A 26,048-nucleotide genomic window follows, 5' to 3' on the forward strand; every position below is an offset into this window, starting at 1 on the left:
ACGAAGAAGATATGAGCTTTAGGGTAGATGTAATCTTAGGTTATAAAGTTCAGGCTATAAAGTTCAGGCTATAAAGTACAGGGTTGTCGGATGGCACTTCGCTTATACGGCCTGTGTATTTAAATATTATAGAGCGTTGTTATAAAACGGTGTGGAATTGGAGGTTCGTTGGGTTTCGCTACGCTCTACCCAACCTACGTACTATAACTTTAAGCTGGCTTTAACTAATTCCTAAATACTTATGTACTTGTATTGATAGGCGCCAGTTTTTGGCAATACAGGTGTCGATTGCTAATTTGGTTGCTGATACTTTTTGGCTAATTGGCTGCAAGTAAACAAGCTTTGGATTAACGCCTGTTTTAGCAAATAACTCTTCAAGCTCTTCTACGTGCTTTTGTATAGCAACGGGGTGTTTAATTTCGTTGGCACGCTTCATGGTGCTGGTAAGTACTTCATAACCGCCGCGCATATTAATTTTTGGCGATACCGTTACCCATGTTTGCTCTGGGGCGAGTATTTCAAACGTGCCGCTGGTTTCTATTTGTGTACTAAAACCATGTTCGTGCAATAAGTTACATACTGGATTTAAGTCGAACATACATGGCTCGCCGCCGGTAATTACTACGTGTTTTGCGGTATAACCACGTGATTGAAACAACGCTAAAATTTGCTCTGCACTGGCGTTAGCCCAATGATCTGAGTCGGCCTTTTTTTCTACGGTTTCGTCCAGCGATACTTTATATACATTATCAACATCCCACGTTTGCTTGGTGTCGCACCAAGAGCAGCCTACTGGGCAGCCTTGCAAACGTAAAAATATTGAGGGTGTGCCAGTAAAGCTAGCTTCACCTTGAATGGTTTCAAACACTTCATTAATTTTGTACAAAAGAGATCTCACTTACTACCTAGCAGCCAAATTGCTACTATTAAAAAACCAAAAAGCGCTGTGCAAAAATTGTTATTTAAGCTGCGGCCGTGTAGTATATCGCGCCCTGATATAAACCTCTATTAAAACTAAGAGCAAAACAGATATGACGCAAAAAGTAGTTGTTATTTATTCCGGCGGTATGGACTCATTTACCGTATTAAATAAAGCCCTGCAACAAGGCCATGATGTATATGCCCTATCATTTGACTATGGTCAGCGTCATGTAAAAGAGCTTAAAGTGGCGGCAAGTGTGTGTGAAAAATTAAACGTTCCACACAAAATTGTTGATATTTCGGCGATTAACCAACTTATTGGTGGCTCATCACTTACTGATGACATTGATGTGCCTGAAGGCCATTACGAAGAAGAAAGCATGAAAAGTACGATTGTACCTAATCGTAATATGATTTTGCTCTCGCTTGCTGTTGGTTACGCAGTATCACTTAAAGCTGGCCAAGTTTATTACGGCGCTCACTCTGGGGATCATGCTATTTACCCTGACTGCCGTCCTGAATTTGTGCAAAAAATGGATGATGTGTGTCGTATTGCTAATTACGACGCTGTAGAAATTTTTAGCCCATACTTAAACAATACTAAAATTGGTATTTTAACCGACGGTATTGAAATGGGATTAGATTACAGCCAAACGTGGACTTGTTATAACGGCCGTGAAAAGGCCTGTGGTAAATGTGGCGCGTGCCAAGAACGCCTTGAAGCATTTGCACTAAATAACATTACAGACCCGTTAGAATACGAATAAGCAGCAATTAATTAGTAATACAATTGCTGTAAACAAAAAAGGCTATCATCGATAGCCTTTTTTGTTTGTTTAATTTTAACGTAGAGATTACAACCAGCGTTTTACGCGCGCTTTATAGGCGGTAAACTCTTCGCCAAATAATTTAGTGAGCGCACGCTCCTCGGGTATTATTTGAAAAAACGTTAAATACGCAATAAACCCTATAATACATAAAAGTGCCCACAAGGAACTTAACCAAATACCCCACCCTGCTAAAATAAATGCAAAACCTACGTACATTGGGTTACGCGAAATCCGATAAATACCGCTAGTAATAAGTTTTGACGCTTGCTCAGGTTTATTAGGGTTTACAGTGGTGTTTGCTATTTTAAAACTCACCAACCCTGCAATACAAAAAACACACCCTATAATGACCAAACTTGCTGCTAAGTAGGTAATAAATGCGGTGAAATCAATAACACTGTAATGCGCAATAAGCGCCATTATGCCTGCAAAAAACAGCACAACAATAACGGGAGGTATTTTATTATTTAACATGGCAACTCACTGTATTGGCTAAAGTATGTTTATTATATGGTGGCTATGCAGCCATTAAACAATATCTGAAGTGTATAAATGATGAACACGCTCAAACCTGAGCTTAAGTAAAGTATACAAATTAAGTTACAATTGTCAGCTTTATCAAAAGCGCTTAAAGGTTATACTTTAACCATAAACGAATAATAAAATGATAAGGAATGAGGTTATGTCTGGAACTACGATGATTGTACTTATTGTGCTAATTTCGGTTGGCTCAGGAGTGGTTTACGATATGTATAAAAAGCATCTTGAGTTTAAGCATAAAATGCAAAACAACAACAGCGATGCCCATAAACAATTAGCTGAAACAAATGCACAAGTGCTTGCATTAAAAGAGCGTGTACAAACACTTGAGGCTATTGTTACCGATTCAAGCTTTAGCGTTAAAGATGAAATTAATAAGCTTTAAATTGTTATAAGTAATTTGGATATAAATGTGCATTTTCTGGCTGCTCAATACCATGAGCAGCTAAAAACCCACCAATAGCTTGCCCGCAGCCCTGTGGTGCTCGCCCGCTGTCTATCTCAAAATTTAACTGGTTAGCATGTTGCTTACCCATAGAGCAGAGCCCTACGGTACTTGGCGAGCGCATAGCGATACTTAAGTTACCTATTTGCTCAACCACAACGTGTTTACTAAAGCGGGCAAAACCTTTGTACTTAAATTGCTCGTTTACGTAATCATTGCTTGTGGCTACTAATGCTGTAATTAAGGCGTGTAAAAAGCTATTAGCGGATGAGTCTGCTGTTAAAAACGCGATTGTTTTTTTATTAAACTCGCTAAGTTGGCAATCTTCACACAACAGCTCAACAGTATATAAATGTTGCTCGGCTATTTGCTGCTGGCTCTTAAGCTCAATACTTTTTCCTGCAAATACAATACGTTTAAGCACTTCATCAACACAGCTTTCAGCACTTTCACTTTTAACAAGCTCAGGGTTTTGCGCCATTACCGGTAAGTCGTGATGGTTATTAAATGGCGTACTTGTTGCGCCGCTTTGCATTAACTGAAAAAGCTCTCTTACTTCATGTTCACGCGCTACTTTTAACGCTAAAAATGCAGTTTGAATAAGTTCTGAAGTAGGTAAGTTTTCCTCTACTATCCAGCGTCTGCCAAATAATAGCTTTTTGGCTTTGCCTTCATTTGCAGATGCACTTTTTTGATAGTTATCTGGGCTCAGCACTGCTACTTGCAGGTAAATTTCTTCACCTTTTTGTGCAGCAAGCACTCTAAAGTGAGCCGAAAATTCTATACTCTCAAGCACTTCGTTTACGCTTTCAAGCGTGTGCTTGTAACGTAAAAAATGTTGTGGCACTACCCAGCTACTATTAGCCAATTGCACAAGGGGTGCATAAGAAATAGGTTGCTCGTAACTGTGTTGCCATTTTTGCTCATTGCTAAGCAAATGATTAATGTGACTCTTGTTATCTGACATAAATAAACCAAATAAACTCGCGTTGTGCGATATAAACTATGAACACATTACGTCGTCAATGTCGTAATTAGATCACATGTACGCCCTACTTTCGGGCTTTTTTAACTATCGGTGAGTTCTTGATAGTCTGTTATAACTTTTTGATAGTATGGCTTATCTTTATTGAGCATTTTATTATAATGATTTATGAGTTGGCGCTGGTACACAGCGTGTTCTGCACTAGCAAAGTCCCACATTTTATTACCGGTGTGACTAATCTCATTATTGCTACTAAAGCTCACTTCAATCACTTCATAAAAACGTTTGTTGTCGTAAACTATTTGCTCACTTACAAGCCCTAAACCTAATTGCTTTAAACCGACTCGCAACTTATAAGTGTGATGCACTGGGCACAAAATAAAACGAACATTATTCAAATGATCCACTGCATTATTAGCAATAATTTGTTGTATTAAACTTAACAACAGCTCACCGCCAACACCTGCGATTACAACTACTTGGCTTTTACTTTGAGCAATTTCAATTTTGCCTACATCCTGACATAAGACCTGCCACTGCGGTTTTTTATTACAGGTTTTTTGTAATTTATTAATAGATGATAATTGCGTTTCTAGGTCGTTCATTAAAGTGGCGACTATATCTACAAAAATAACCTGGTTTGCAGCTGCGCGTTTTAATAGCGCCATGCCTAAATAACCATGGTCGCAGCAGCAATCCCAAATAATATCGTGATGCTGCGAAATTAATGTATCAATGGCAGTTAGGCGTTTGCTGAGCTTCATTTAATCAGCAGATTGTGACGTTTTGTAGATAAGTGCTTTTAAGCTTCTGTCGCTGTCTACTTCAATAAAACGCTCGGTAGGGGCTAGGCGCTCAACAAATTCAATTGCGCCTTGGGTGTGCTCGTTTATTAACGCTTTAAACGCCTCTTCGCTAAGCTCTGGGCTATTAGCGCACAATAACAATTGTGTGGTATCACAAAGTAGCTCTGGCAACCTGCGCAGCACTTTTTGATAGTCTTTAGTTAATATAAAGCTGCCTTTTTGAAAGCTTGGCGGATCAACTATTATTAAGTCAAACGGGGCTGCTTTTTTTAGTTTTCCAAACGACTTTAAAATATCGTGAGGTAAAAAACTTACGCCACGCTCAAAACCATTTAATTGATGGTTTTGCTTGCCGACTTTAAGTACACCTTTGCTCATATCCATGTTCATTACATGATCTGCCCCGCCTTGCATTGCTGCAAGCGAAAACCCACACGTATACGAAAACAAATTAAGCACTTTGCCATGCTTACTATTAGCCATTACAAACTCACGGCCGCTGCGCATATCGGGAAATATTCCGGTATTTTGACGGCTCTGTAAATCAACCAAAAAACGAATGCCGTTTTCAGTTACAACATGCGGGTTAGGTAATTGCCCATAAACGACGGTGTTTTGGCTTTGTACACCAGCGCGTTGCTGATACACAAGTGAGCTAATAAGCTCTGGCTGGTTTTTTTGTGCCCACTGCCACACAACATCGGTAAGCTCGCTTAGTGTTTGCTCGTCAATTTCGTCGTACGAAACCAAAAACAAACTTGGCGGATAAAAGTCTAAATTAATATGACTTAACGCCTCAACACTATGGCCACGGCCATGAAAAACACGGCACAGTTCATTTTTTAAAATTGGCGCATCTTCAAGCGCAGTAATAAGAGGAGTAAAGTTTGCTGTCATTTTTAATTAATCAACTGTTGTTGTAGTTCATGTATTTCATCGCGAACAGAGCCCGCTTTTTCAAATTCTAGGTCGCTTGCGTATGCATGCATTTTGGTTTCAAGCTGCTTAATTTGCACTGTAATTTCTTTTGCGCTAAGTACCTTTTTAGAGTCTTTACGAACAAGTCTAAGGTTATCTTTAGGGCCGGCTTCTTCGCCTACATCCATCGCATCAAGAATCTTTTTGGCTAGTGAATGCGGTTCAATACCGTGTTCAATATTATAAGCATGCTGAATTTCGCGTCTACGCGCTGTTTCGTCCATGGCCTTAGCCATCGATTTTGTAATTTTATCACCGTATAAAATAGCGCGACCATCTAAGTGACGTGCTGCACGACCAATGGTTTGAATAATTGAACGCGCTGAGCGTAAAAAGCCTTCTTTGTCTGCATCAAGTATGGCTACTAGCGCCACTTCTGGCATATCCAGGCCTTCTCGAAGTAAGTTAATGCCCACTAACACATCAAACACACCTGCACGTAAATCACGAATAATTTCAACCCGTTCAACCGTGTCTATGTCTGAATGTAAGTAACGCACTTTTACGTCGTGCTCACTTAAGTAATCGGTTAAATCCTCAGACATACGTTTGGTCAAAGTGGTTACAAGTACGCGTTCGCCCTTCTCTACACTTTTATAAATTTCTGAAAGTAAATCATCAACCTGATCGCCCACTGGGCGTACTTCAATAAGTGGATCGAGCAAGCCTGTTGGGCGAATTACTTGCTCTGCGATTGCGCCCACACAACGGTCTAACTCAAAGTCGCCTGGTGTTGCCGATACATAAATTGTTTGTGGTGAAATAGCTTCAAATTCTTCAAAGCGCAGCGGCCTGTTGTCCATTGCTGAAGGCATTCTGAAGCCATACTCAACTAAGTTTTCTTTACGGCTTCTGTCGCCTTTATACATTGCGCCAATTTGCGATACGGTTACGTGCGATTCATCAATAATCATCAATGCGTCGTCTGGGAGGTAATCAAGTAATGTGGGTGGCGGATCGCCCGGCGTACGGCCCGATAAATAGCGGCTGTAGTTTTCTATACCAGAGCAATAACCTAGCTCCCGCATCATTTCTATATCGTATTGCGTACGCTGTGTTACGCGTTGCTCTTCTACTAATTTATTAGCACTGAGTAACTGGGCTCTTCGATCTTTTAGTTCTTCTTGTATTTTATCGATAGCACCGAGTATTTTTTCACGCGGGGTAACATAGTGTGTTTTTGGATAGATAGTGGTGCGTATTATATGTTTTTCGACGGCGCCAGTAAGCGGGTCAAAAATACTTAAGCGCTCTATTTCGTCATCAAACATTTCTACGCGAATTGCGAAGGTGCTAGATTCTGCAGGAAATATATCAACCACTTCACCACGTACACGATATGTACCACGGCTAAAATCTATATCGTTGCGGGTGTATTGTATTTCAGCTAGGCGACGCAGCATGTCGCGTTGGTCTACTTTTTCGCCCACTTTTAAAAGTAGCATCATTTTCATGTATGATTTAGGGTCGCCCAAACCATAAATAGCCGATACCGACGCCACAATAATGGTGTCGCGGCGCTCGAGCAGTGCTTTGGTCGCACTTAAACGCATTTGTTCTATATGCTCGTTTATCGAGGCATCTTTTTCAATAAATGTGTCGCTTGATACAACATAGGCTTCTGGCTGGTAGTAATCGTAATACGATACAAAATACTCAACCGCATTTTTAGGGAAAAACTCTTTCATTTCCCCGTATAGCTGCGCAGCAAGCGTTTTATTGTGCGCCATTATTATTGTTGGACGGTTTAAATCGTTAATAATATTAGCCATGGTAAAGGTTTTACCTGTACCGGTGGCACCTAATAAAGTTTGGTGTGCAAGGCCTGCTTCTAATCCTTCGCATAGCTGCTTAATCGCTGTGGGCTGATCGCCTGCTGGTTTAAAATGTGATTTTAACTGAAAATGGTCGCTCAATTATTGCACTCCTGTAACGATTCGCCGCTCAGCGCTTCTAGTTTTTTCATAAACCATTTGTATGCCACTATTGCTGTAAATAAGTTACCTAAAGCAGCGCCAATAAATAGCCCTAATAATCCGGCTATTTCGTTGCCTACATAAGCAAATGGTACATAAAATATGAATAACCGAATGACACTTAATACCAATGCGTACATTGGTTTGTGTAAAGCATTAAACGATGAATTTGATAATATGATCACCCCTTGTAAGCCATAACTTAGCGGGATGGTATAAATAAAGAGTTTAATTACATCTATTACGGCTTGTTCTTTACCAAATAATTGGCTTATAACACCTGAAAATGCAATGAGTAATACGTAAATGGCAAATTGCCATACCATTACAAATTTTAGTGTGCCGGTATACGCTTCTTTAACGCGGCATAATTTGCCAGCGCCAAAGTTTTGGCTAACAAATGGCGGTAATGTCATCGATAGTGCAAGCACTAATATACTTGCAATAGATTCTATTCGGCTTCCTACCCCAAATGCGGCTACGGCTTCTGGCCCGTGATGCGCAACCATAGCGGTCATTACGGCCATTGCAACCGGTGTAAGCATGTTTGCGCCGGCAGCAGGCAAACCAATTTTTAATATTTTACGAATAGCGCCAGTCACTGTTTGCTTGCCTGCTTTTAGGCTCAACAAGCGTTTTTTAACCGCTAATATATATAAAATAATAACCACAGCAACCGACCATGCAATAACGCTTGCTATGGCCGCGCCTTGAATACCTAACGCTGGTACTGGCCCAAAACCAAATATCAATATAGGGTCGAGTACGGCGTTTATGAGCCCTGCTCCACCCATTACTATACTTGGCGTTTTTGTATCGCCACTGGCGCGCAGTACCGAGTTACCAATCATTGGGGTTATTAAAAATACACTACCGATAAACCATATATTCATGTATTCGTGTATTAACGGCAATACTTGTGCGCCCGCTCCTAGCAAAGTAAATATGGGGTCAATCAGTAAATACCCAACAGATGACAACACAATAACCAGAACCACACCAACCATTAAAGAAATACTGGCGTCAAAACGCGCTTCATCTATTTTATTACTACCGAGCGCTTTTGCTATTACTGCCGATGTACCGATCCCCAGCCCTATTGCTAAGCTAATAACGGTAAAGGTAACCGGAAATGTAAAGCTCACCGCTGCAAGCGGCTCAGTGCCTAGTAAGCTTATAAAGAATGTATCGACAATATTGAACATCATTAGCGTGATCATGCCGAATATCATCGGGATGGTCATCGTCTTTAATGTGGGCAAGATGGGATCGTTTAGTAAATCTGGGCGAGTCTGGGATTTTGAAATTGCGCGCATGAAATAAATAGGCCTCTTTTACTGAACGAATCATTTTAAAGCATCAAGGCAGTTCAAGCCACGGATTTATCACTACAATTGAAGTAATTAAAGAAGTAAAGATTCGAAAAAATAGTAAAACTTAGTTTTTGCATCTTTTTGTTAAAATAGAGCCTAAACACACCAAAAACCAATTAAAACACATTTTTATAACTTTTATTACAAACACCCAGTGATATATGATGCTTTTTTACACAAAGGTACTGCTTGGTTTATCGTTACGAAAAAATTCCCTCATCGAGTTGCATCCATTCAGCATCAAATCATAACCCATTGTTTTATATTGAATTAAAAATAGTGATTTAAAAGCTTGAAATCGTTGTAGCACCCTAAACCATTGGTGCCGATGATGTTCTTAAAGTTTCATAAACAGAGTTATCCACAGAAACCGTGGATAACTCATTCAAACCCGCATTTATAAAGGCTTTGAGAGAGCCTCCATTTTCGGTGATATCCAACCAATTGACCATTTGTTAATTGTGGCATTTTTATAAACTCACGCTAAAAACTGTAGCTCACCAATTTTTCTTCTTAACATAGTTGTACGTTAGGTATAAAAAAACGTTTAATACAAAGTTAAGTTATTGATTGCTCTATTTTTGAACGGATAAAACAAATACTCATTTTATACATAGTGATTAGATCACAATTTAGATCAAAAAATATTTCTGTGAATATACGCATAGGTATATTTTTAGAAAATTAAAACAAAAAACGAATTAAATACGAAAAATATCGCTAAGTAAAAAATGAGTTTTTATGTTTTTGAGTTGTTTTTTAATAACAAGCCACTTTAATACCGTGTTTAATTTAACCAATTTGAAGAATCAGCAATAATAAAAGTCACATTGTTATTCTTAAATTTTTAAAAAAGTAACTTTAATAGAGCTATAAAACACGCAGATCGAACACAAAAACAACGAATAAACCTCTTTTTTCAATTTATGACTTTTATATGTTGACACTTTGCGGCGCGGTCATTAATATTTCGCCCCGTTGAAAGGCAAGACGCTTCCCCCTTAGCTCAGTTGGTTAGAGCGACGGACTGTTAATCCGCAGGTCCCCCGTTCGAGTCGGGGAGGGGGAGCCAAGTTTTTCAACCATAAACGATTCCCCCTTAGCTCAGTTGGTTAGAGCGACGGACTGTTAATCCGCAGGTCCCCCGTTCGAGTCGGGGAGGGGGAGCCAAGTTTATGTTTATGATGTAGTTCCCCCTTAGCTCAGTTGGTTAGAGCGACGGACTGTTAATCCGCAGGTCCCCCGTTCGAGTCGGGGAGGGGGAGCCAAATCATCATAATAATATCACTACTTTAGTTCCCCCTTAGCTCAGTTGGTTAGAGCGACGGACTGTTAATCCGCAGGTCCCCCGTTCGAGTCGGGGAGGGGGAGCCAATTCTAAGAATTTCATAGACATCTCAAGCTAATTCCACTACTCTTCCTTATATAACTAAAGCATTAGTTTATTCCTTAATGCGCTGTACTTAGTTTATTAATCAAGGACTTGATTCCTTCCCTTTTGAATTATTAAAAGACTGAAAACATGGCTGGATTTAAAAAACTTATTTTTATACAAATTATCTCTTGGTTATTGTGTGTTGCAGCAGGAAGCTACTTCATATCTATAAGCTTTGATACTGCGGTAAGTGATGCACAAAAAAGTGCGCAAACTACTGTTACTAAGTATATTAATGACCTTTCTTTAGACGATATTTCTGCTCAAAACTTAAAACAATCAATTGCAGATGGTAAAACGTTTTCAAGCTTCACTCTAAGAGATTACCAAGGGGCTGAAATATTTAGCATTAACCCCCCTACTCAATTACCAATGTTTGCTGATTTTGTACTCTCTAACTTTAACTCAGTGCGCCCTCAATTTGCTGTAAATGACGCCTCAGATATAAAAGTTGAATTTGTACTTAACATTGAGCATTTAGCGTCGCAGCTACAAACGTCCCTTTTTATTGTTATTTTGATTTCTGCCATTTTAGTTATTATTCCAATAATTCTAATGAAATCTATTTTTTACCATTTAAATAAAAACATAAGTACAACAGTTGCTGACATTATCGATATTTATATCAATCAAAACCAAGTTGATAATGATTTAGAAACAGCACTAGATGGCACTCGATTGAAAAAAATGGGAAAAGATTTAGTACCTAGCTTTAATCGATTATCACATTTCTTAAAAAACAAAAACGAAGACATACAAAGCGCTGCTATGACTATTAAGCATGAAGCGTACAAAGATGTAATTACCTCGCTTGGTAATCGTAATATGTTTGTTGAGTACTACGAAAAAAATATTGAAAACACTGAGCAAAGTACATTTGGCTCTTTAGCTATGGTTCGTTGTAGCGAACTACAAGCTATAAACCAAAGCCGTGGTTATCAAAAAGGTGATGAGTACGTAAAAGGCGTTGCCGATATTATTAAGCACATAAGCGGCACTTACACTGGCAGCCAAGTATTTAGATTAAACAGCTCTGACTTTGCGGTAGTACTCCCCCACATTCCTTTAAAAGAAGCTGAGCGCTTTGGTGAAAACCTGCAATCGCGCTTCACGCAGTACCAACAAAACCAAGAGTTAAGCTCGGTAGCTAATACGGGTATTGTAGGATACGAAAAAGGTAAGCCGTTAGGCGAATTGCTTTCTGTTGTTGATAACGCGATGAGCATGGCGCAATCAAAACAAGTAAACGCATGGCACGTACAACGCGAAACCGATTTAGTTAATAACGTAAGTGCGGGTTTTGGTAATCAAAACTGGCGTAAGGTTATTAAAGAAGTTATTGAATCTAAGCGTGTGCATTTAGTGATGCAAAACATTATGCCGCTTGGTAAAAGCATAAAAGCCTACGCTGAAGTACAAGTTCGATTTAAAACAGAAGACAATCAAGTACTGCCTACCGCTTCTTTTTTAGCGATGGCCGAAAAGCTTGATATGGCAATAGAAATTGATCGCCTGATAATTGACTCTTCTCTTGAAAAGGTTAAAAGCCGTAATTTATCTGAAAAGTTTTTTGGTTTAAACGTAACAGCCTCTAGTGCACACAACGATCAGTTTGTAATTTGGCTAGAGCGCCGATTATTGAAAGATACGCATATTGCATCTAAACTAGTATTTGAAGTAAGTGAGTTTGGTTTACAGCAAAACATCAAGGCTAGTAAGCGCTTTATCGACATGGTTCACCGTGTTGGCGCACGCGTTACAGTTGAACGTTTTGGTGTTGGCTTAACTTCATTTAAGTTTTTCCGCGATTTAAAACCTGATTTTATTAAAATGGATGCAAGTTATACTCGCGGCCTCGAAGACGATAAAAACAATCAGTACTTTATGCGCTTAATGGTCGATTTAGCCCACCGCATTGGTGTTAGCGTATTTGCTGAGGGCGTTGAGAGCCAAGAAGAAAAGCACATTATAGAAACGTTGTGTTTAGATGGCGTTCAAGGTTATTACATAGAAAAACCTAAAGACATATAGTCTATTGGAGGCATCATGAAAAGAGTAATTACCTTTATTATACTTTTTATTATGCCTTTGAGTTTGTACGCAAACGGCCCGCAAAAAGAATTAGTTTTTAGCACTCACAACTATCCTCCATTTTCATTTGTTGATGAACACGATAATGCCGCTGGCCCCTTTGTTGATATACTTACCTTAGCGTGTAAACGCCTCAATTATAAATGTGAGTTTATCAGCGTACCAAATCGTCGCTCTAAGCTCATGTTAAAAAACCTGCAAGCTCAAGGAAACTTTCCTATGGGCTGGAATCTTGACCGCAACGAATGGCTTTATTTTTCGATCCCGCTTATGAAAATGCAATATGGATTTTTTCAACCTGAGGGTGCAAAAAAAACCATCAAAAGCCTCAATGATCTACAAAAAATGCAAATTGCTGTTTTTGGCCCTTCAAATGCATCTTTTCAACTAATCAAAATACAGCAACAAATGATTAAAGACGGATTGAGGGAATTTGATATTGTTTTACTCACTGATGCCAATGGTACGGGTGTAAAAATGATAGAAAACAATCGTATAGATGGCTACTTTGCCAATACTTTACAAGCACGCGCTAGGCTAAAACAGTTTAACTTACATCATGTTAATTTGGCCTTTTTACAAAGCGAATCCCCCTATTTTATTGGTTTTAATAAAATTCAATTATCTCCTGAACAAATTGCCCTATTTAATAAAGCACTATTAGATTTATACCAAGAGCACGATCAATTTAAAGATATTTTAAAGCCATATAATATCGATCCTATTCTAATTACACCTGAAATCTTAAGTCACTTTAATATCATTACTGATTGAGTCGTTTATTTGCTTCTCATGTGTTGTTAATCGATAAAGAAAAAAGGATAATACCCACGTTTATTATAGCGTGAGGCACACATGACAGAATATGTCTTGTTATTGATTGGAACCGTTCTGGTTAATAACTTTGTATTAGTACAATTTTTAGGCTTATGTCCGTTTATGGGCGTATCAGGTAAGCTTGATACGGCGATTGGTATGTCTTTGGCAACCACGTTTGTGCTTACTCTTGCCTCTGTAACTAGCTATTTAGTTAATCAATATATTTTAATCCCTCTGGATATCGCCTTTTTACGCACCATGAGCTTTATTTTAGTGATTGCCGTTGTAGTGCAATTTACCGAAATGGTGGTGCGTCAAACAAGCCCTACTCTATATCGTTTATTAGGCATATTTTTACCGCTGATCACCACTAACTGTGCGGTATTAGGTGTGGCTTTATTAAATATCAAAGAAGATCATTCGTTTTTACAATCTGCGGTGTATGGTTTTGGTGCTGCGGTTGGTTTTTCTTTAGTGCTTGTATTGTTTGCAGCACTACGAGAACGTTTAGCCGCTGCTGACGTTCCTACGCCTTTTAAAGGCGCCTCTATTGCAATGATCACTGCAGGCTTAATGTCGATGGCGTTTATGGGTTTTACTGGATTAGTGAAGTTTTAATATGACCTTGTTTTATGCCTTAATAGCGCTTGGCTCGTTAGCGCTGGTTTTTGGGTTGATTTTAGGATTTGCCGCTATACGATTTCGTGTAGAAAGCGACCCTATTGTTGAGCAAATAGACACCATTTTACCACAAACCCAATGTGGTCAATGTGGCTACCCGGGTTGCCGCCCCTATGCCGAAGCAATTGCAAATGGCGATGAAATAAATAAATGCCCACCGGGCGGCGAATCAACCATGAAAAAGCTTGCCGGCTTAATGGGTGTTGATGAAAAACCACTTGCCGGTGGCGAGCAAGCAGAACCTATAAAAACAGTGGCTTATATTCGCGAAGATGAATGTATTGGCTGTACCAAATGTATTCAAGCCTGCCCGGTTGACGCCATTTTGGGCGCAACTCGTCAAATGCACACTGTATTAATTGATGAATGTACTGGCTGTGATTTATGTGTTGAGCCTTGCCCTGTAGATTGCATTGATATGCTACCTGTAGCCGAAACTAAACAAAACTGGAAATGGCAGCTAGATGCTATTCCTGTTACACAAATAGATTAGAGGTTTGAGTGGACAAGTTACTTGAACAAATAAAAAAAGGCACCGTGTGGGCATTTCCTGGCGGCATACACCCACCACAACAAAAATCACTCTCTAATAGTGCGAGTATCACTCGCCTACCTTTGCCCGACAAACTCATTGTTGCGCTTAAGCAACACATAGGCGCAAACGGTAAGTTACTTGTAGAAAAAGGCCAACACGTCTTAAAAGGCCAACCACTTACAGCGCCTGCTGCTAACTGGTCGGTACCTGTGCATGCGCCAAGCTCTGGTGTGGTTACTGATATTGCACCTATGCCATCAGCACATCCATCGGCCCTACCTGAACTAAGTGTTATTATTGAACCAGACGGCAAAGACGAATGGGTAGCTCTAAATAAAAATAAAAATCCTGCTGAGCTTAGTCATGATGAGCTGATAAATATTATTCACCAAGCCGGTATTAGCGGTATGGGTGGTGCTGGTTTTCCTACTTATGTAAAAGCGGATACCAAGCAACCTATCGAATTTTTGATTGTAAATGCTGTTGAGTGCGAACCTTATATTACTGCCGATGACGTTTTAATGCGCGAACACGCTAAAGAAGTTATCCAAGGCATTGAAATAATGCAGCAACTTTTAAACCCAACACTGTGCATTGTGGGTATAGAAGATAATAAGCCTGAAGCTATTGCAGCAATGAAGCAAGCAGCTGAGCATAACTCAAAAATCATTATTCAAACGGTGCCAACTATCTATCCATCTGGCGGTGAAAAGCAATTAATTAAATTACTTACTAACCGTGAAGTTCCTAGCATTGGTATTCCTGCCGATATTGGTATTTTAGTGCATAACACCGGGACTTTGTTTGCCGTACAACAAGCCGTTTATGAAGGTAAACCGCTCATTGAACGTATAGTTACGGTAACAGGTAACACTATTCATAAGCCTGGGAATGTATGGGCACTACTTGGCACTGAAATAAAACACTTACTTGATTGCCAAGGGTTCTCACCTGTACCGCAGCAAAGTGTTGTGATGGGCGGCCCAATGATGGGCTTTACGCTACCCACAGTACGTATTGGCATAGTTAAAACAACTAACTGTATTTTAGCGCCTGATCATAAAGAGCTTGCGGAGCCCGGCCCTGAAAAAGCCTGTATACGTTGTAGCGCCTGTGCTGATGCCTGCCCTGCCTCTTTATTGCCACAGCAATTACAGTGGTTTGCTAAATCAAAAGAGTACGACAAACTACAAGAACACAATTTATTTGACTGTATTGAATGTGGTGCTTGTGCATATGTGTGTCCAAGTGAAATCCCTCTTGTGCAGTACTACCGTATAGCCAAAGTTGAAATTAAAGAACAACAAGCTGACAAAATTAAAGCCGACAGAGCAAAAGAGCGTTTTGATGCACGAAAAGAGCGTTTAGATCGTGAGCAAGAAGAACGTCAAAACCGCCATAAACGTAAACCTGCCGCTAAATCTGCTGACGAAAAGCAAAAAGTAGCAGAGGCACTAGCCCGCGTTAAAAATAAATCAGATAACGGCGATGAAAAATCAGCTGTTGCAGCCGCTATTGCACGCGCTAAAGCTAAAAAGCTAGGCGATCAATCTGCTGAATTAGAACCTGACAACAGCGAAGTAGCAAAAGAGCGCGCACTACGTAAAGAACAAGCGCGTAAATATAAAGAGCAAAAATCTCAAACAGATGAATCGGCCGAGACTGCACCCGTTGATGATAAAAAATCAGCAGTCGCTGCAGCCATTGCTCGCGCTAAAGCTAAAAAAGCAGCACAAGCATTAGATAACGCTGAACAAACAGTAAGTGAAGAGCCACAAACTGATGCCCCTGTTGATGATAAAAAAGCAGCAGTAGCGGCGGCCATTGCTCGTGCTAAAGCCAAAAAGGCAGCACAAGCATTAGATAACGCTGAACAAACAGTAAGTGAAGAGCCGCCTGTTGATGATAAAAAGTCAGCAGTAGCGGCGGCTGTTGCGCGTGCTAAAGCTAAAAAAGCGGCTAAAGCACTTGAGGATACTGAACAAGCAGTGAGTGAAGAGCCACAAACTGATGCCCCTGTTGATGACAAAAAGGCAGCGGTAGCGGCGGCTATTGCCCGCGCTAAAGCTAAAAAAGCAGCTAAAGCATTAGAAGAAACCGAGCAAACCGTGAGTGAAGAACCACAAAGCGATTCGCCTGTTGATGACAAAAAAGCAGCAGTAGCGGCAGCTATTGCGCGTGCAAAAGCTAAAAAAGCAGCTAAAGCATTAGAAGAAGCCGAGCAAACCGTGAGTGAAGAGCCACAAAGCGCGGCACCCGTTGATGATAAAAAGGCAGCGGTAGCTGCGGCCATAGCTCGTGCTAAAGCTAAAAAAGCGGCTAAAACACTAGAAGATACCGAACAAACTCAGCCCCAAGAGCTACAAGTTGATAGCGCAGCACCTAAGAGTGCAGAAAGTAACACCGATGACTCATCAGTTCTTATTAACGCAGATAAACCTAAATCAGCCGACGATAAGAAAAAAGCCGCCGTGGCTGCTGCAATTGCGAGAGCAAAAGCTAAAAAGTTACAAAAAGAAGGAAATAATCAGTCATGAAATTAACCATGGCCAGTTCGCCGCATAATCACAGCCATAAATCGTTAACGCGATTAATGCTTAGCGTTATTGCTGCGTGTATTCCTGGGCTAATTGCTCAAGTTTTCTTTTTTGGAACAGGTGTACTTATTCAACTGGTACTAGCGCTTGTTGCTGTAAGCGTATTTGAAGCTGCAATAATGCTAATTCGAAAGCGCCCTGTTTGGCCTGCATTAAGTGATGGCAGTGCGTGGCTTACTGCCGTGTTATTGGCATTGAGTATTCCGCCACTTGCGCCTTGGTGGATAATCGTGATTGGCTGTTTATTTTCTATTGTTATAGTTAAACAGCTTTATGGCGGCCTTGGGTTTAACTTATTCAATCCAGCAATGGCAGCTTATGTACTGCTTTTAGTTTCGTTTCCGGTACAAATGACCGCATGGTTGCCTGTCACCGATTTAATAAATACGCCAATAGGCTTTGCTGATCAGCTAAGGCTAATATTCACCGATTTTACGGCCTCTGGGTTTAGCCTTGATCAAGTACGTGCAGGGGTTGATGGCCTAACAATGGCAACACCGCTGGATACTGTTAAAACAGACATAGCACACGGTTTAACCGTTACTGAAAGCATGCAAAAGCCATTATTTAACGAATGGGCTGGCCTTGGTTGGGTGTGGGTTAACTTAGGCTTTTTAGTAGGTGGTTTATACTTATTAAAAGCAAAAATAATTAACTGGCATATTCCTGTCAGTTTTATCGCAAGTTTAGCTGTATGTAGTGCTATTGGTTATATCGCATCACCAGGTACAGAGCCGGGCACCCTATTTCACTTATTAAGTGGTGCCACTATGATGGGGGCCTTTTTTATAGCAACCGATCCGGTATCTGCAGCAACAACTAACAAAGGGCGCTTAATTTATGGCGCGCTAATTGGCTTACTAATTTATTTAATTCGTACCTTTGGTGGTTTTCCTGATGCCATCGCATTTAGCGTATTATTGATTAATATTGCAGTGCCGCTAATAGACTACTACACACAGCCACGTACTTATGGCCATGGAGCAGTAAAATGATCATTTCGTCAATGGCTAAAAATGGTGCTATTTTAACTGCGTTTGCGTTAGCAACAACGGGCTTAGTTGCCTCTATCAATGCACTTACTGCTGATAAAATTGCAGAGCAAGAACAACTGCAACTTACTGCGCAGCTACAAGAAGTGCTCGACCCAAAATCGTACGACAATCAATTATCACAAGATTGCGTAATTATTACTGACGAAAAACTAGGCCCACACGCAAACCAAGTAATTTACCGTGCTCGTAAAAACAATAAACCAGTCGCTGTTGTTATTAGGCATGTTACGCCAAACGGCTACAGTGGCGATATTAACTTATTAACAGCTGTATTGAGCGATGGCACTATTGCTGGCGTGCGTACGACTAAACACGAAGAAACTCCTGGTTTAGGCGACAAAGTAGAAGTTAAAAAATCACTTTGGATCACAACATTTAAAAGCTTAACGGTTGAAGGCGAAGAAGACGCTCGCTGGGCTGTAAAAAAAGATGGCGGCCAGTTTGATCAATTTACAGGCGCGACCATAACGCCACGTGCTGTTGTGGGCTCTGTTAAAAATGCCGTATTGTTCGCACAAACTAATTTTGATGATATTTTTGCAGCACCTAATGCCGAATGTATGGAGGTAGCTAAATGAGTGAGTTAAAAACATTATACAAAGAAGGTGTATGGGTAAATAATCCTGCCCTTGTGCAGCTTTTAGGTTTATGTCCACTGCTTGCCGTTACCTCAACTGTAACAAATGCCTTAGGTTTAGGCTTAGCAACTTTACTCGTACTAATAGGCTCAAATGTTACCGTATCAATTGTGCGTAACTGGGTGCCAAAAGATATTCGTATACCTGTATTTGTAATGATCATCGCGGGCTTTGTAACAATAGTTCAATTACTCATGAACGCTTATACCTTTGGTTTATATCAATCATTAGGGATTTTTATTCCGTTGATTGTAACTAACTGCGCCATTATTGGCCGCGCCGAAGCATATGCCTCTAAGAACCCTGTTCATTTATCAGCATTTGACGGCCTAATGATGGGCTTAGGCTTTATGGCTGTACTATTAGTATTAGGTACTATGCGCGAACTAATCGGCCAAGGTACGCTGTTTGACGGTGCCGACTTATTACTTGGCCCATGGGCACAGAGCTTGCGCATAGAAGTATTTAATTTTGATAACCAATTTTTACTCGCAATTTTACCACCGGGTGCCTTTTTAGGTCTTGGACTACTTATTGCTGCTAAAAACGTAATTGACGCACAAATAAAATCAAAGCAAATTGCACCGCCAGAGGCTGAAAAAGGCCCTCGAGCACGTGTTACTAGCTTAACTTAAGGGGAAAACGTATTAGAGCAACAATTAGCACTAATACGTTTTAAGTTGCATGAATAAAGAAAAACGTCACCAAATACTGTCGCGCCTGCGCGACGATAATCCACACCCAGTTACAGAGCTTGAATATTCAAGCCCATTTGAGTTACTAGTAGCAGTAACACTCTCAGCGCAAGCAACCGATGTAGGCGTTAATAAAGCCACTCGAAAGTTGTTCCCTGTTGCTAATACACCGCAAGCCATTTTAGACTTAGGTCACGATACACTGCGTGATTATATAAAAACCATCGGCTTATTTAATTCTAAAGCTGCCAACGTGTACAAAATGTGCCAAATTTTGGTGGATGAACATAACAGCATCGTGCCAGAAAATCGTGAAGCCCTAGAAGCCCTACCAGGCGTTGGCCGTAAAACCGCTAATGTTGTACTCAATACAGCCTTTGGCTGGCCTGTAATAGCCGTGGATACACATATATTTCGTGTATCTAACCGTACAAAGCTTGCCATGGGTAAAGATGTTGTCGCTGTAGAACAAAAGCTTGAAAAGGTTGTACCAAAAGAATTTAAAGTAGACGTTCACCATTGGCTAATACTACACGGGCGCTACACCTGCGTAGCGCGTAAACCAAAGTGTGGCAGCTGTATTATTGAAGACTTGTGTGAGTTTAAAGAAAAAACTGATTAGTTCCAAAAGCGCGGCAAGTAGTCGCGAGTTTACCTCGCGCAATGAAGCACAAGCCTCAAAACCCCAAAAGCGCGGCATAAAGCCCCGCCTACGCATATAACGCCAACCCTGTAGATGCGAGTTTACCTCGCGCAATAAAGCATAAACCACAAAAGCGCGGCATAAAGCCGCGCCTACAAATACAACGCCAACCCTGTAGTCGCGAGCTTACCTCGCGCAATAAAGCACAAGCCCCAAAATCCCAAAAGCGCGGCAGAAAGCCACGCCTACAAATACAACGCCAACCCTGTAGTCGCGAGTTTACCTCGCGCAATAAAGCACAAGCCCCAAAACCCCAAAAGTGCGACATAAAGCCGCGCCTATCAATCCATCTAGATAAAACATTTTTATACGTGAAGGCATGTTAGTGAAATAGAACAATTAATAGAACATTTTCAAAGTATTAATTTCACAAGTCTCAGTCCTTTGGTTATGCTAGTGAGCATTATAAAATTATATTGCGAAACCCTCTATGCTACCTCTACTTCGTATCTTGATAATTGAACAAGACCCAGCCACCTTACAAGGGCTTTCAACTAATCTGTCAAAGACCATTCCTAACTTTGAGCGAGACGATATTCATATCGATATTATTGAATGCCTTGAGCTTAAACGCGCGTTGGAACATGTAGAGGAAGATGGTGATATTCAAGCCGTAGTTCTAAGCTGGGATATGCACAACAAAGTGGGTGAGCGGATGTATAGCCGCTTTATCGAGGATTTAAAGGCAATTCGTCTTGAGTTACCGGTTTATGTTATTGGCGACGACACTAAAGGGCTGGAGATCGTAAACGAATCAGAAGAAATCGAATCTTTCTTTTTTAAAGATGAAGTGATTTCTGACCCAGAAGCGATTTTAGGTTATATGATCAACGATTTTGACGACCGCTCTGAAACGCCATTTTGGACGGCGTATCGTCGTTACGTTGGTGAAGCAAACGACTCTTGGCATACACCGGGTCATAGTGGGGGTTCTAGCTTTAGAAACTCACCTTACATCAAAGATTTTTATCAGTTTTACGGCCGCAATGTATTTGTTGGCGACCTGTCGGTTTCGGTAGACTCGCTAGGTTCATTGTCAGACAGCACCAATACCATTGGTCGCGCTCAAGAATCAGCCGCGGCGACATTTGAAGTTAAGCACACCTACTTTGTTACAAATGGTTCATCTACCTCAAATAAAATCATCTTGCAGACACTCCTGCGCAAGGGAGATAAAGTAATTGTCGACCGTAATTGCCATAAGTCAGTACACTATGGCATCTTGCAATCAGCTAGTTACCCCATTTATTTGGCGAGTATCTTAAATCCAAAATATGGCATTTTCGCGCCACCGTCTTTGGCCGACATCAAGTTAGCAATTGAAAACAATACTGATGCTAAATTACTAGTGCTTACCGGTTGTACTTACGATGGCCTACTTAGCGACCTAAAACAAGTCGTAGATTATGCTCATCAATATGGTATTAAGGTGTTTATAGATGAAGCCTGGTTTGCATACTCTTTGTTTCATCCTAGCTTTCGTCATTATTCTGCAATACATGCTGGGGCTGACTACATTACGCATTCGGCGCATAAAGTAGTATCGGCGTTTTCTCAGGCGTCTTATATTCATATTAACGATCCCGATTTTGATGCTGATTTCTTTCGAGAGATTTATAGTATCTACGCCAGCACATCGCCCAAATATCAGCTTATTGCATCGCTTGACGTGTGCCAAAAGCAATTAGAGATGGAAGGCTACAAGTTGCTCAATGCGCTGCTAAATCATGTTGAAGAGTTTAAACAACAGATGGCCTCGCTTAAGCAAATTAAAGTATTAGCTAAGCAAGACTTTATGGAAATATTCCCGCATTTTAGTGGTGATAATATGGGTCACGACCCATTAAAAATCCTTATTGATATTAGTGAGCTACCTTACTCATTAAAAGATATTCATAAATATCTACTGGATGAAATTGGGCTAGAGATAGAAAAATACACACACAGCACTATTTTGGTTTTACTGACGCTTGGCGGCACGCGCTCAAAAATAATTCGTTTGTACAATGCGTTGAAAAAGCTAGACAGCGGTAAGGTAAAACTATCGAAATCGACGCGCAGAGCTCGCTTACCTGAAAATTTACCTGCCATCGACTTGGCGTGTATTCCAAGCGATGCTTTTTATGGCGACCGCGAATCTGTGCCTATCAGTAAAAGCAACAACCGCATTTGTGCAGGTTTAGTTACTCCATATCCACCGGGCATTCCGCTTTTAGTCCCAGGCCAGCATATCACTAATGACCATATTGAATATTTACAAGAGTTGGCAAGCCAAGGACTGACGATACAAGGCAGTTTCGATGGTGAAATTTATGTTCTTAAGGGTAAGGTTAAGAAGTAACGGTATTGGTTTAATACTATCTCGATAATAATACCAATCTGCTTATATACGGGGTCTATTTAACGTTAAGAAAATTACGCTAGAACTAGGCAAAAATTTTTGTATCTAGTTGTTCTAAATAAAAAATTTTTAACGACGTTATAGTGCAATTTAATTCGTTAAATTGATCAAAGATTTATGCAGGTTGGTATAATTACTGGTGGCAGTGCCGCAAGACATTGCCGCTGTAACAGTATTTAAAAGTAAAATACAAAGTGGAATAAATCATTTTTATAAATGTTAACTAATTTTAAGTAAAAAAAAAGCAAGCCAGATGGCTTGCTTTTAGCGTCTTTAAATACACACACTTATAGACTCGATTTAACTATAACTTTTAAAATCTATAGCTAGCGCCAAATGTAATACGGCGGTCTGTAATACCTTGGAAACAAAGTAAAGCACCTTCGTTAACACAAGACTGGCTAACTTCTGATTCAGTCAAGTTAACGGCTTCAATACCGATATTTAGCTGATCGTTCACATCATAACTTATGCTGGCATTAAGCTGCCCTCTGTCTTCTTGTACAACAGGGAAACCCCATGGGAAGCTTGAGGTGCTACCAAAGTCAGTTGAACGGTACCCTTCGCGCCACGTGTAACGCGCTCGAGCAGATAGACCGTATTTCTCATAGTAAAATGTAATATTATATGCGTTTTCTGACAGATCAATTAGTGATTGCTTAGCACTTATGTCTGCATCCGGGTTACCGGTTGTTAATGCAAAAACTGCATTTGCACGACTCGTTGCAGTGTCAAATGATTCACCACCAGAAAATTCTTGATAGGTATAGTTAGCAACCACACCAAAACCTGATGCCCAACCTAGCTCTTTTTCAAAACTTGATAAGTCGTATTGAGCTGCAAGCTCAATACCTTGCTGCGTTGTTTCACCAGAATCATTAATAGTAGTTTGCGTAGGAACACATAACCCTACGCCAGCATCTGGGCCAAACACGTTTATGTCTGCAATTGGATTAAATATGCCGCCGCCTTCACACTCTGGACCATTTGTATCGCGAAAGCCTGTGCTTGGGTCTTCAAATGGGTCAACTTGTTGTGTAACGTGCAAATCGCTACGTGTTTTATGAAAGTACCCCACACTTAACAAAGCAGCGGGTGCAAAATACCAATCTGTGGATATATCGAAAGAGGTTACTTCTTCTGGCGCTAAGCCTGAATTACCAATTGAAACGGCACTATTAGGGCTGGTGCCAAACGTAACAGATGTAGATAGGTCATCAAAATCTGGGCGTCTAATATCTTTTGACCAACCTAAACGAACAATCACATCTTCACTTACATTCGCGGCTAAATTGAATCGTGGTAAAAAGAAATCGTAATCACCTTTTGACGTTAGCTGAGTAACCAGTTCGTTGCCACTTCCATCTTGAGTAACAGAGTTACCTAGCGATGTAACTTCAGTCTCTAAATAACGTAGGCCAAAGTTACCGCGAAACATGCCATACTCAAAATTTGCTTGTGCATATAAGGCATGTGTTTCTTCTTCAATATCAAAAAATGCATTTACTTGAGACGTTGGTGAGCTTATTGGACCACGATCGGAACCCGTTATTGCATTATTAGCTTCAATCGCTTGGTTAAGCGCTGCTAATACGGCTTGTGGATCAGAGGATGCAAGCTCTGGGTTTATAAGTAAGAAATCACGAATATAGAGTGCTCGCCCATCACCATCGTTAAAGTTATCTGGGCCCGCAGTTAATAATTGTGCAAATAAATCACCCGTTGGGCTATCAGCCATATTTCTTAAACCAACGTTAGAGCGAACTTGATCCGACACACTACTCGTTTTACTGTAGCGGTAACCAAAATCGACTGACGTTATTACATCATCTAAGTAATATGTAAAATCTGTACGAAACGCATCTTCTGTATTTTCTGACTCATCTTGCCCTTGGTTTACGTCACGTAGAACAACATTTGCAGGGTCGAGTAATTGAGCCATTGTTGGCGCGTTTGCCTCCCCCGTTGCAATCCCAAACGTAAGTGCATCACCTGTAAGATCATACTCAAAAGGAGTCCCGTTTTCATTTGACGAATTAGTAGCAACATTTGGATTTATAAAATTAAGCGTTGTATTAAAGCTTGGTGTAGTTGAATCAGAACGAGAGGTTGAGGCTTCAACACTTGCAAATAATCTATCGCCTTGCCATTCGCCCCCTATTCTAAATATTTTGCTTTTTGTTATGCGTGAATTAGTATCGCTAGAAAAACGTAAATTAGGATCGCCACCACCGTCTTCAACCGGAATCACGCCTCTTACGGCCGCTTGTATGCTGCCTAGGTTTTGTCCGTCAAGTGAACCAAAATTAACTGTTTCAAATTCACTCGGTATTGATACATTTCTAAGATCACTTAGGCCAGATGCTTGTACTCTTGAGCTTTCTTGGCGGCGCTCTTGATCGTTAACAACTGCATCAAAAAAGAATTTCATATTATCGTTTGGCGCATATTCAAATGTACCTGCGAAGTTTTTTGTCTCGTATTCGTAATTATCGTAATCTTGAATTAAAAATTGAACTGGTAGAAAATCAAACGATTGTGCACTTGCAGCACCACTATCAGCGGCTACCGAATTATCTCTATCTGCGCGAGGACGAAATGCGGTTACGTCTTGCTCACTGTAACTACCACTAAATACAACACCAAACTTACCGCCCGAATCAAGCTCCCAGTTATCACCCCAAGCACCCGATACCCTAGGAGTCACGCCATCTGTTGATAAGCTACTATCTTCACCTTGAACTCTAATTGAGCCTAGAGTTTCATTTAACTGTAACGGGCGAATTGTTTTAAGGTTTATTGTTGCGCCCACAGAGCCTTCGATTGTTTTTGCTTCAGGTGACTTAATTACTTCTACACCAGAGATGATTGCAGCTGATACATCTTCAAAACTAATGCCACTTCGTCCAGACCCTGAGCCAACTGTTGATACGCCGTTCACTTCTGTACGATTGGCGTTGGTACCACGAATTTGAACGCCCGTACCTACCCCTGCTTCACGTGTAATTTGAATCCCTGTTACGTTTTCAAGTACTTCTGCGAGGTTTTGATCTGGTAGCTTACCAATATCTACAGCCTCGATAATTTCAACAAGGCTATCTGCTGAACGCTTTTGTGCAAGAGCATTTGTAAGCGATTGTCGAATACCTGAAACCTCGATAACCTCAAGATCGTCTGCAGCTTTTTTTGGAGCTTCTTGCGCCTGTGTAGACAAAGACATACCAAGTGCGGTTGCCGATATAACTGCCAGTGTAATTTTAGATAACTTGTGACTCATAGTTTTTTTCCTGTGTGTGTGAAATGCTATGTTTAACCAGCTACTTTATTGTTTTTATTAAAAGCCCTTTCTTATTACAAAGTCTTAACTTTATATTTACACCCACACCTACAAAGGTCAACCTTTTGGTAATGAATTTAGATCAAATATTATGCAATATGTTATTACCAAAATAGAAAAACCTAACTAAATTTCAAGTTAAAAGCAAAACTTACATTTTAAGTTGATGTTATTTATGGTTTTTAAATTCTATTAGAAATAGGGCTG

General features: G+C 40.4%; 20 protein-coding genes and 4 tRNA genes. 16 read left to right on the forward strand and 8 right to left on the reverse strand.

Features of this window, described 5'->3' with window-relative positions:
- Positions 1 to 220: 220 nt before the first annotated feature.
- Positions 221 to 886, reverse strand: coding sequence for a 7-carboxy-7-deazaguanine synthase QueE (gene queE, locus QL995_RS08885; protein ID WP_290294025.1), 666 nt, complete (start codon positions 884 to 886; stop codon positions 221 to 223).
- Positions 887 to 1,031: 145 nt separating this feature from the next.
- On the opposite strand from queE, the gene queC reads away from it, so the two are divergent.
- Positions 1,032 to 1,688, forward strand: a complete 657-nt coding sequence (gene queC, locus QL995_RS08890; protein WP_007583902.1) for a 7-cyano-7-deazaguanine synthase QueC — start codon at positions 1,032 to 1,034, stop codon at positions 1,686 to 1,688.
- An 87-nt stretch (positions 1,689 to 1,775) separates the two neighbouring features.
- Here queC and QL995_RS08895 read toward each other — a convergent pair whose 3' ends face one another.
- Entirely contained in the window at positions 1,776 to 2,225 is a 450-nt protein-coding gene (locus tag QL995_RS08895) for an isoprenylcysteine carboxylmethyltransferase family protein (RefSeq protein WP_290294006.1), read from the reverse strand.
- 208 nt (positions 2,226 to 2,433) lie between these two features.
- Between QL995_RS08895 and QL995_RS08900 the strand changes: the two genes are divergently transcribed.
- Positions 2,434 to 2,676, forward strand: coding sequence for a hypothetical protein (locus tag QL995_RS08900; protein ID WP_007583900.1), 243 nt, complete (start codon positions 2,434 to 2,436; stop codon positions 2,674 to 2,676).
- A 4-nt stretch (positions 2,677 to 2,680) separates the two neighbouring features.
- On the opposite strand, the gene QL995_RS08905 is transcribed toward QL995_RS08900, so the two are convergent.
- The 5 genes from QL995_RS08905 to QL995_RS08925 all read right to left on the reverse strand — a co-directional run bounded on the left by QL995_RS08905 (position 2,681) and on the right by QL995_RS08925 (position 8,797).
- On the reverse strand, positions 2,681 to 3,703 hold the full coding sequence (locus tag QL995_RS08905) for a hypothetical protein (RefSeq protein WP_290294007.1): 1,023 nt from the start codon (positions 3,701 to 3,703) through the stop codon (positions 2,681 to 2,683).
- A 101-nt stretch (positions 3,704 to 3,804) separates the two neighbouring features.
- Complete coding sequence (locus QL995_RS08910) at positions 3,805 to 4,485, reverse strand: tRNA (adenine(22)-N(1))-methyltransferase TrmK (RefSeq protein ID WP_290294008.1); 681 nt, start codon at positions 4,483 to 4,485, stop codon at positions 3,805 to 3,807.
- Positions 4,486 to 5,424 (reverse strand): class I SAM-dependent methyltransferase, encoded by a 939-nt coding sequence (locus QL995_RS08915; protein ID WP_024592356.1) that lies wholly within the window; start codon positions 5,422 to 5,424, stop codon positions 4,486 to 4,488.
- Positions 5,425 to 5,426: 2 nt separating this feature from the next.
- Positions 5,427 to 7,421, reverse strand: a complete 1,995-nt coding sequence (gene uvrB / locus QL995_RS08920; protein WP_007583893.1) for an excinuclease ABC subunit UvrB — start codon at positions 7,419 to 7,421, stop codon at positions 5,427 to 5,429.
- Positions 7,418 to 8,797, reverse strand: coding sequence for an MATE family efflux transporter (locus tag QL995_RS08925; protein ID WP_024591018.1), 1,380 nt, complete (start codon positions 8,795 to 8,797; stop codon positions 7,418 to 7,420). Before QL995_RS08925 ends, uvrB begins: the two co-directional genes overlap by 4 nt.
- Positions 8,798 to 9,849: 1,052 nt before the next feature.
- Between QL995_RS08925 and QL995_RS08930 the strand changes: the two genes are divergently transcribed.
- From QL995_RS08930 to QL995_RS08995, 14 genes are all read left to right on the forward strand, one after another.
- Positions 9,850 to 9,926, forward strand: a tRNA-Asn gene (locus QL995_RS08930).
- A 21-nt stretch (positions 9,927 to 9,947) separates the two neighbouring features.
- Positions 9,948 to 10,024 (forward strand) — tRNA-Asn (locus QL995_RS08935).
- 21 nt (positions 10,025 to 10,045) lie between these two features.
- A tRNA-Asn gene (locus QL995_RS08940) sits at positions 10,046 to 10,122 on the forward strand.
- 29 nt (positions 10,123 to 10,151) lie between these two features.
- A tRNA-Asn gene (locus QL995_RS08945) sits at positions 10,152 to 10,228 on the forward strand.
- A 148-nt stretch (positions 10,229 to 10,376) separates the two neighbouring features.
- Positions 10,377 to 12,320 carry a GGDEF domain-containing protein gene (locus QL995_RS08950; protein WP_007585367.1) on the forward strand — a complete coding sequence of 648 codons (1,944 nt, stop codon included), beginning with the start codon at positions 10,377 to 10,379 and terminating at the stop codon, positions 12,318 to 12,320.
- A 15-nt stretch (positions 12,321 to 12,335) separates the two neighbouring features.
- Positions 12,336 to 13,154: a transporter substrate-binding domain-containing protein gene (locus QL995_RS08955; RefSeq protein ID WP_290294009.1), complete on the forward strand. Its 819-nt coding sequence runs from the start codon at positions 12,336 to 12,338 to the stop codon at positions 13,152 to 13,154.
- Between the two features lie 81 nt (positions 13,155 to 13,235).
- A complete protein-coding gene (gene rsxA, locus QL995_RS08960; RefSeq protein WP_290294010.1) occupies positions 13,236 to 13,817 on the forward strand; it encodes an electron transport complex subunit RsxA in 582 nt (193 codons plus the stop codon).
- 1 nt (position 13,818) lies between these two features.
- Positions 13,819 to 14,373: an electron transport complex subunit RsxB gene (gene rsxB / locus QL995_RS08965; RefSeq protein ID WP_290294011.1), complete on the forward strand. Its 555-nt coding sequence runs from the start codon at positions 13,819 to 13,821 to the stop codon at positions 14,371 to 14,373.
- 8 nt (positions 14,374 to 14,381) lie between these two features.
- Complete coding sequence (rsxC, locus tag QL995_RS08970) at positions 14,382 to 16,952, forward strand: electron transport complex subunit RsxC (RefSeq protein ID WP_290294012.1); 2,571 nt, start codon at positions 14,382 to 14,384, stop codon at positions 16,950 to 16,952.
- Positions 16,949 to 18,007, forward strand: coding sequence for an electron transport complex subunit RsxD (gene rsxD / locus QL995_RS08975; protein ID WP_002962268.1), 1,059 nt, complete (start codon positions 16,949 to 16,951; stop codon positions 18,005 to 18,007). Before rsxC ends, rsxD begins: the two co-directional genes overlap by 4 nt.
- Positions 18,004 to 18,645, forward strand: a complete 642-nt coding sequence (gene rsxG / locus QL995_RS08980; RefSeq protein WP_002962266.1) for an electron transport complex subunit RsxG — start codon at positions 18,004 to 18,006, stop codon at positions 18,643 to 18,645. The genes rsxD and rsxG overlap by 4 nt, the downstream gene beginning before the upstream one ends.
- Positions 18,642 to 19,340, forward strand: coding sequence for an electron transport complex subunit E (locus QL995_RS08985; protein WP_010553676.1), 699 nt, complete (start codon positions 18,642 to 18,644; stop codon positions 19,338 to 19,340). The genes rsxG and QL995_RS08985 overlap by 4 nt, the downstream gene beginning before the upstream one ends.
- Positions 19,341 to 19,389: 49 nt before the next feature.
- On the forward strand, positions 19,390 to 20,022 hold the full coding sequence (gene nth, locus QL995_RS08990; protein WP_010553677.1) for an endonuclease III: 633 nt from the start codon (positions 19,390 to 19,392) through the stop codon (positions 20,020 to 20,022).
- A 511-nt stretch (positions 20,023 to 20,533) separates the two neighbouring features.
- A complete protein-coding gene (locus QL995_RS08995) occupies positions 20,534 to 22,444 on the forward strand; it encodes an aminotransferase class V-fold PLP-dependent enzyme (protein ID WP_033027026.1) in 1,911 nt (636 codons plus the stop codon).
- A 373-nt stretch (positions 22,445 to 22,817) separates the two neighbouring features.
- Here QL995_RS08995 and QL995_RS09000 read toward each other — a convergent pair whose 3' ends face one another.
- Positions 22,818 to 25,781: a TonB-dependent receptor gene (locus QL995_RS09000; protein WP_024591526.1), complete on the reverse strand. Its 2,964-nt coding sequence runs from the start codon at positions 25,779 to 25,781 to the stop codon at positions 22,818 to 22,820.
- Positions 25,782 to 26,048 lie beyond the last annotated feature (267 nt).

It is taken from the genome of Pseudoalteromonas sp. APC 3358 (assembly GCF_030408075.1).
Taxonomy (GTDB): domain Bacteria; phylum Pseudomonadota; class Gammaproteobacteria; order Enterobacterales; family Alteromonadaceae; genus Pseudoalteromonas; species Pseudoalteromonas arctica.

What these genes read in the sequence shown, in the direction of transcription:
- QL995_RS08905 (WP_290294007.1), bottom strand. Translation starts at nt 3,703, where the DNA reads ATGTCAGATAACAAGAGTCACATTAATCATTTGCTTAGCAATGAGCAA.
- QL995_RS08925 (WP_024591018.1), bottom strand. Translation starts at nt 8,797, where the DNA reads ATGCGCGCAATTTCAAAATCCCAGACTCGCCCAGATTTACTAAACGAT.
- nth (WP_010553677.1), top strand. Translation starts at nt 19,390, where the DNA reads ATGAATAAAGAAAAACGTCACCAAATACTGTCGCGCCTGCGCGACGAT.
- QL995_RS08910 (WP_290294008.1), bottom strand. Translation starts at nt 4,485, where the DNA reads ATGAAGCTCAGCAAACGCCTAACTGCCATTGATACATTAATTTCGCAG.
- QL995_RS09000 (WP_024591526.1), bottom strand. Translation starts at nt 25,781, where the DNA reads ATGAGTCACAAGTTATCTAAAATTACACTGGCAGTTATATCGGCAACC.
- QL995_RS08995 (WP_033027026.1), top strand. Translation starts at nt 20,534, where the DNA reads ATGCTACCTCTACTTCGTATCTTGATAATTGAACAAGACCCAGCCACC.
- rsxB (WP_290294011.1), top strand. Translation starts at nt 13,819, where the DNA reads ATGACCTTGTTTTATGCCTTAATAGCGCTTGGCTCGTTAGCGCTGGTT.
- QL995_RS08985 (WP_010553676.1), top strand. Translation starts at nt 18,642, where the DNA reads ATGAGTGAGTTAAAAACATTATACAAAGAAGGTGTATGGGTAAATAAT.
- QL995_RS08950 (WP_007585367.1), top strand. Translation starts at nt 10,377, where the DNA reads ATGGCTGGATTTAAAAAACTTATTTTTATACAAATTATCTCTTGGTTA.
- rsxD (WP_002962268.1), top strand. Translation starts at nt 16,949, where the DNA reads ATGAAATTAACCATGGCCAGTTCGCCGCATAATCACAGCCATAAATCG.
- queC (WP_007583902.1), top strand. Translation starts at nt 1,032, where the DNA reads ATGACGCAAAAAGTAGTTGTTATTTATTCCGGCGGTATGGACTCATTT.
- QL995_RS08900 (WP_007583900.1), top strand. Translation starts at nt 2,434, where the DNA reads ATGTCTGGAACTACGATGATTGTACTTATTGTGCTAATTTCGGTTGGC.
- rsxG (WP_002962266.1), top strand. Translation starts at nt 18,004, where the DNA reads ATGATCATTTCGTCAATGGCTAAAAATGGTGCTATTTTAACTGCGTTT.
- rsxA (WP_290294010.1), top strand. Translation starts at nt 13,236, where the DNA reads ATGACAGAATATGTCTTGTTATTGATTGGAACCGTTCTGGTTAATAAC.
- QL995_RS08915 (WP_024592356.1), bottom strand. Translation starts at nt 5,424, where the DNA reads ATGACAGCAAACTTTACTCCTCTTATTACTGCGCTTGAAGATGCGCCA.
- QL995_RS08895 (WP_290294006.1), bottom strand. Translation starts at nt 2,225, where the DNA reads ATGTTAAATAATAAAATACCTCCCGTTATTGTTGTGCTGTTTTTTGCA.
- QL995_RS08955 (WP_290294009.1), top strand. Translation starts at nt 12,336, where the DNA reads ATGAAAAGAGTAATTACCTTTATTATACTTTTTATTATGCCTTTGAGT.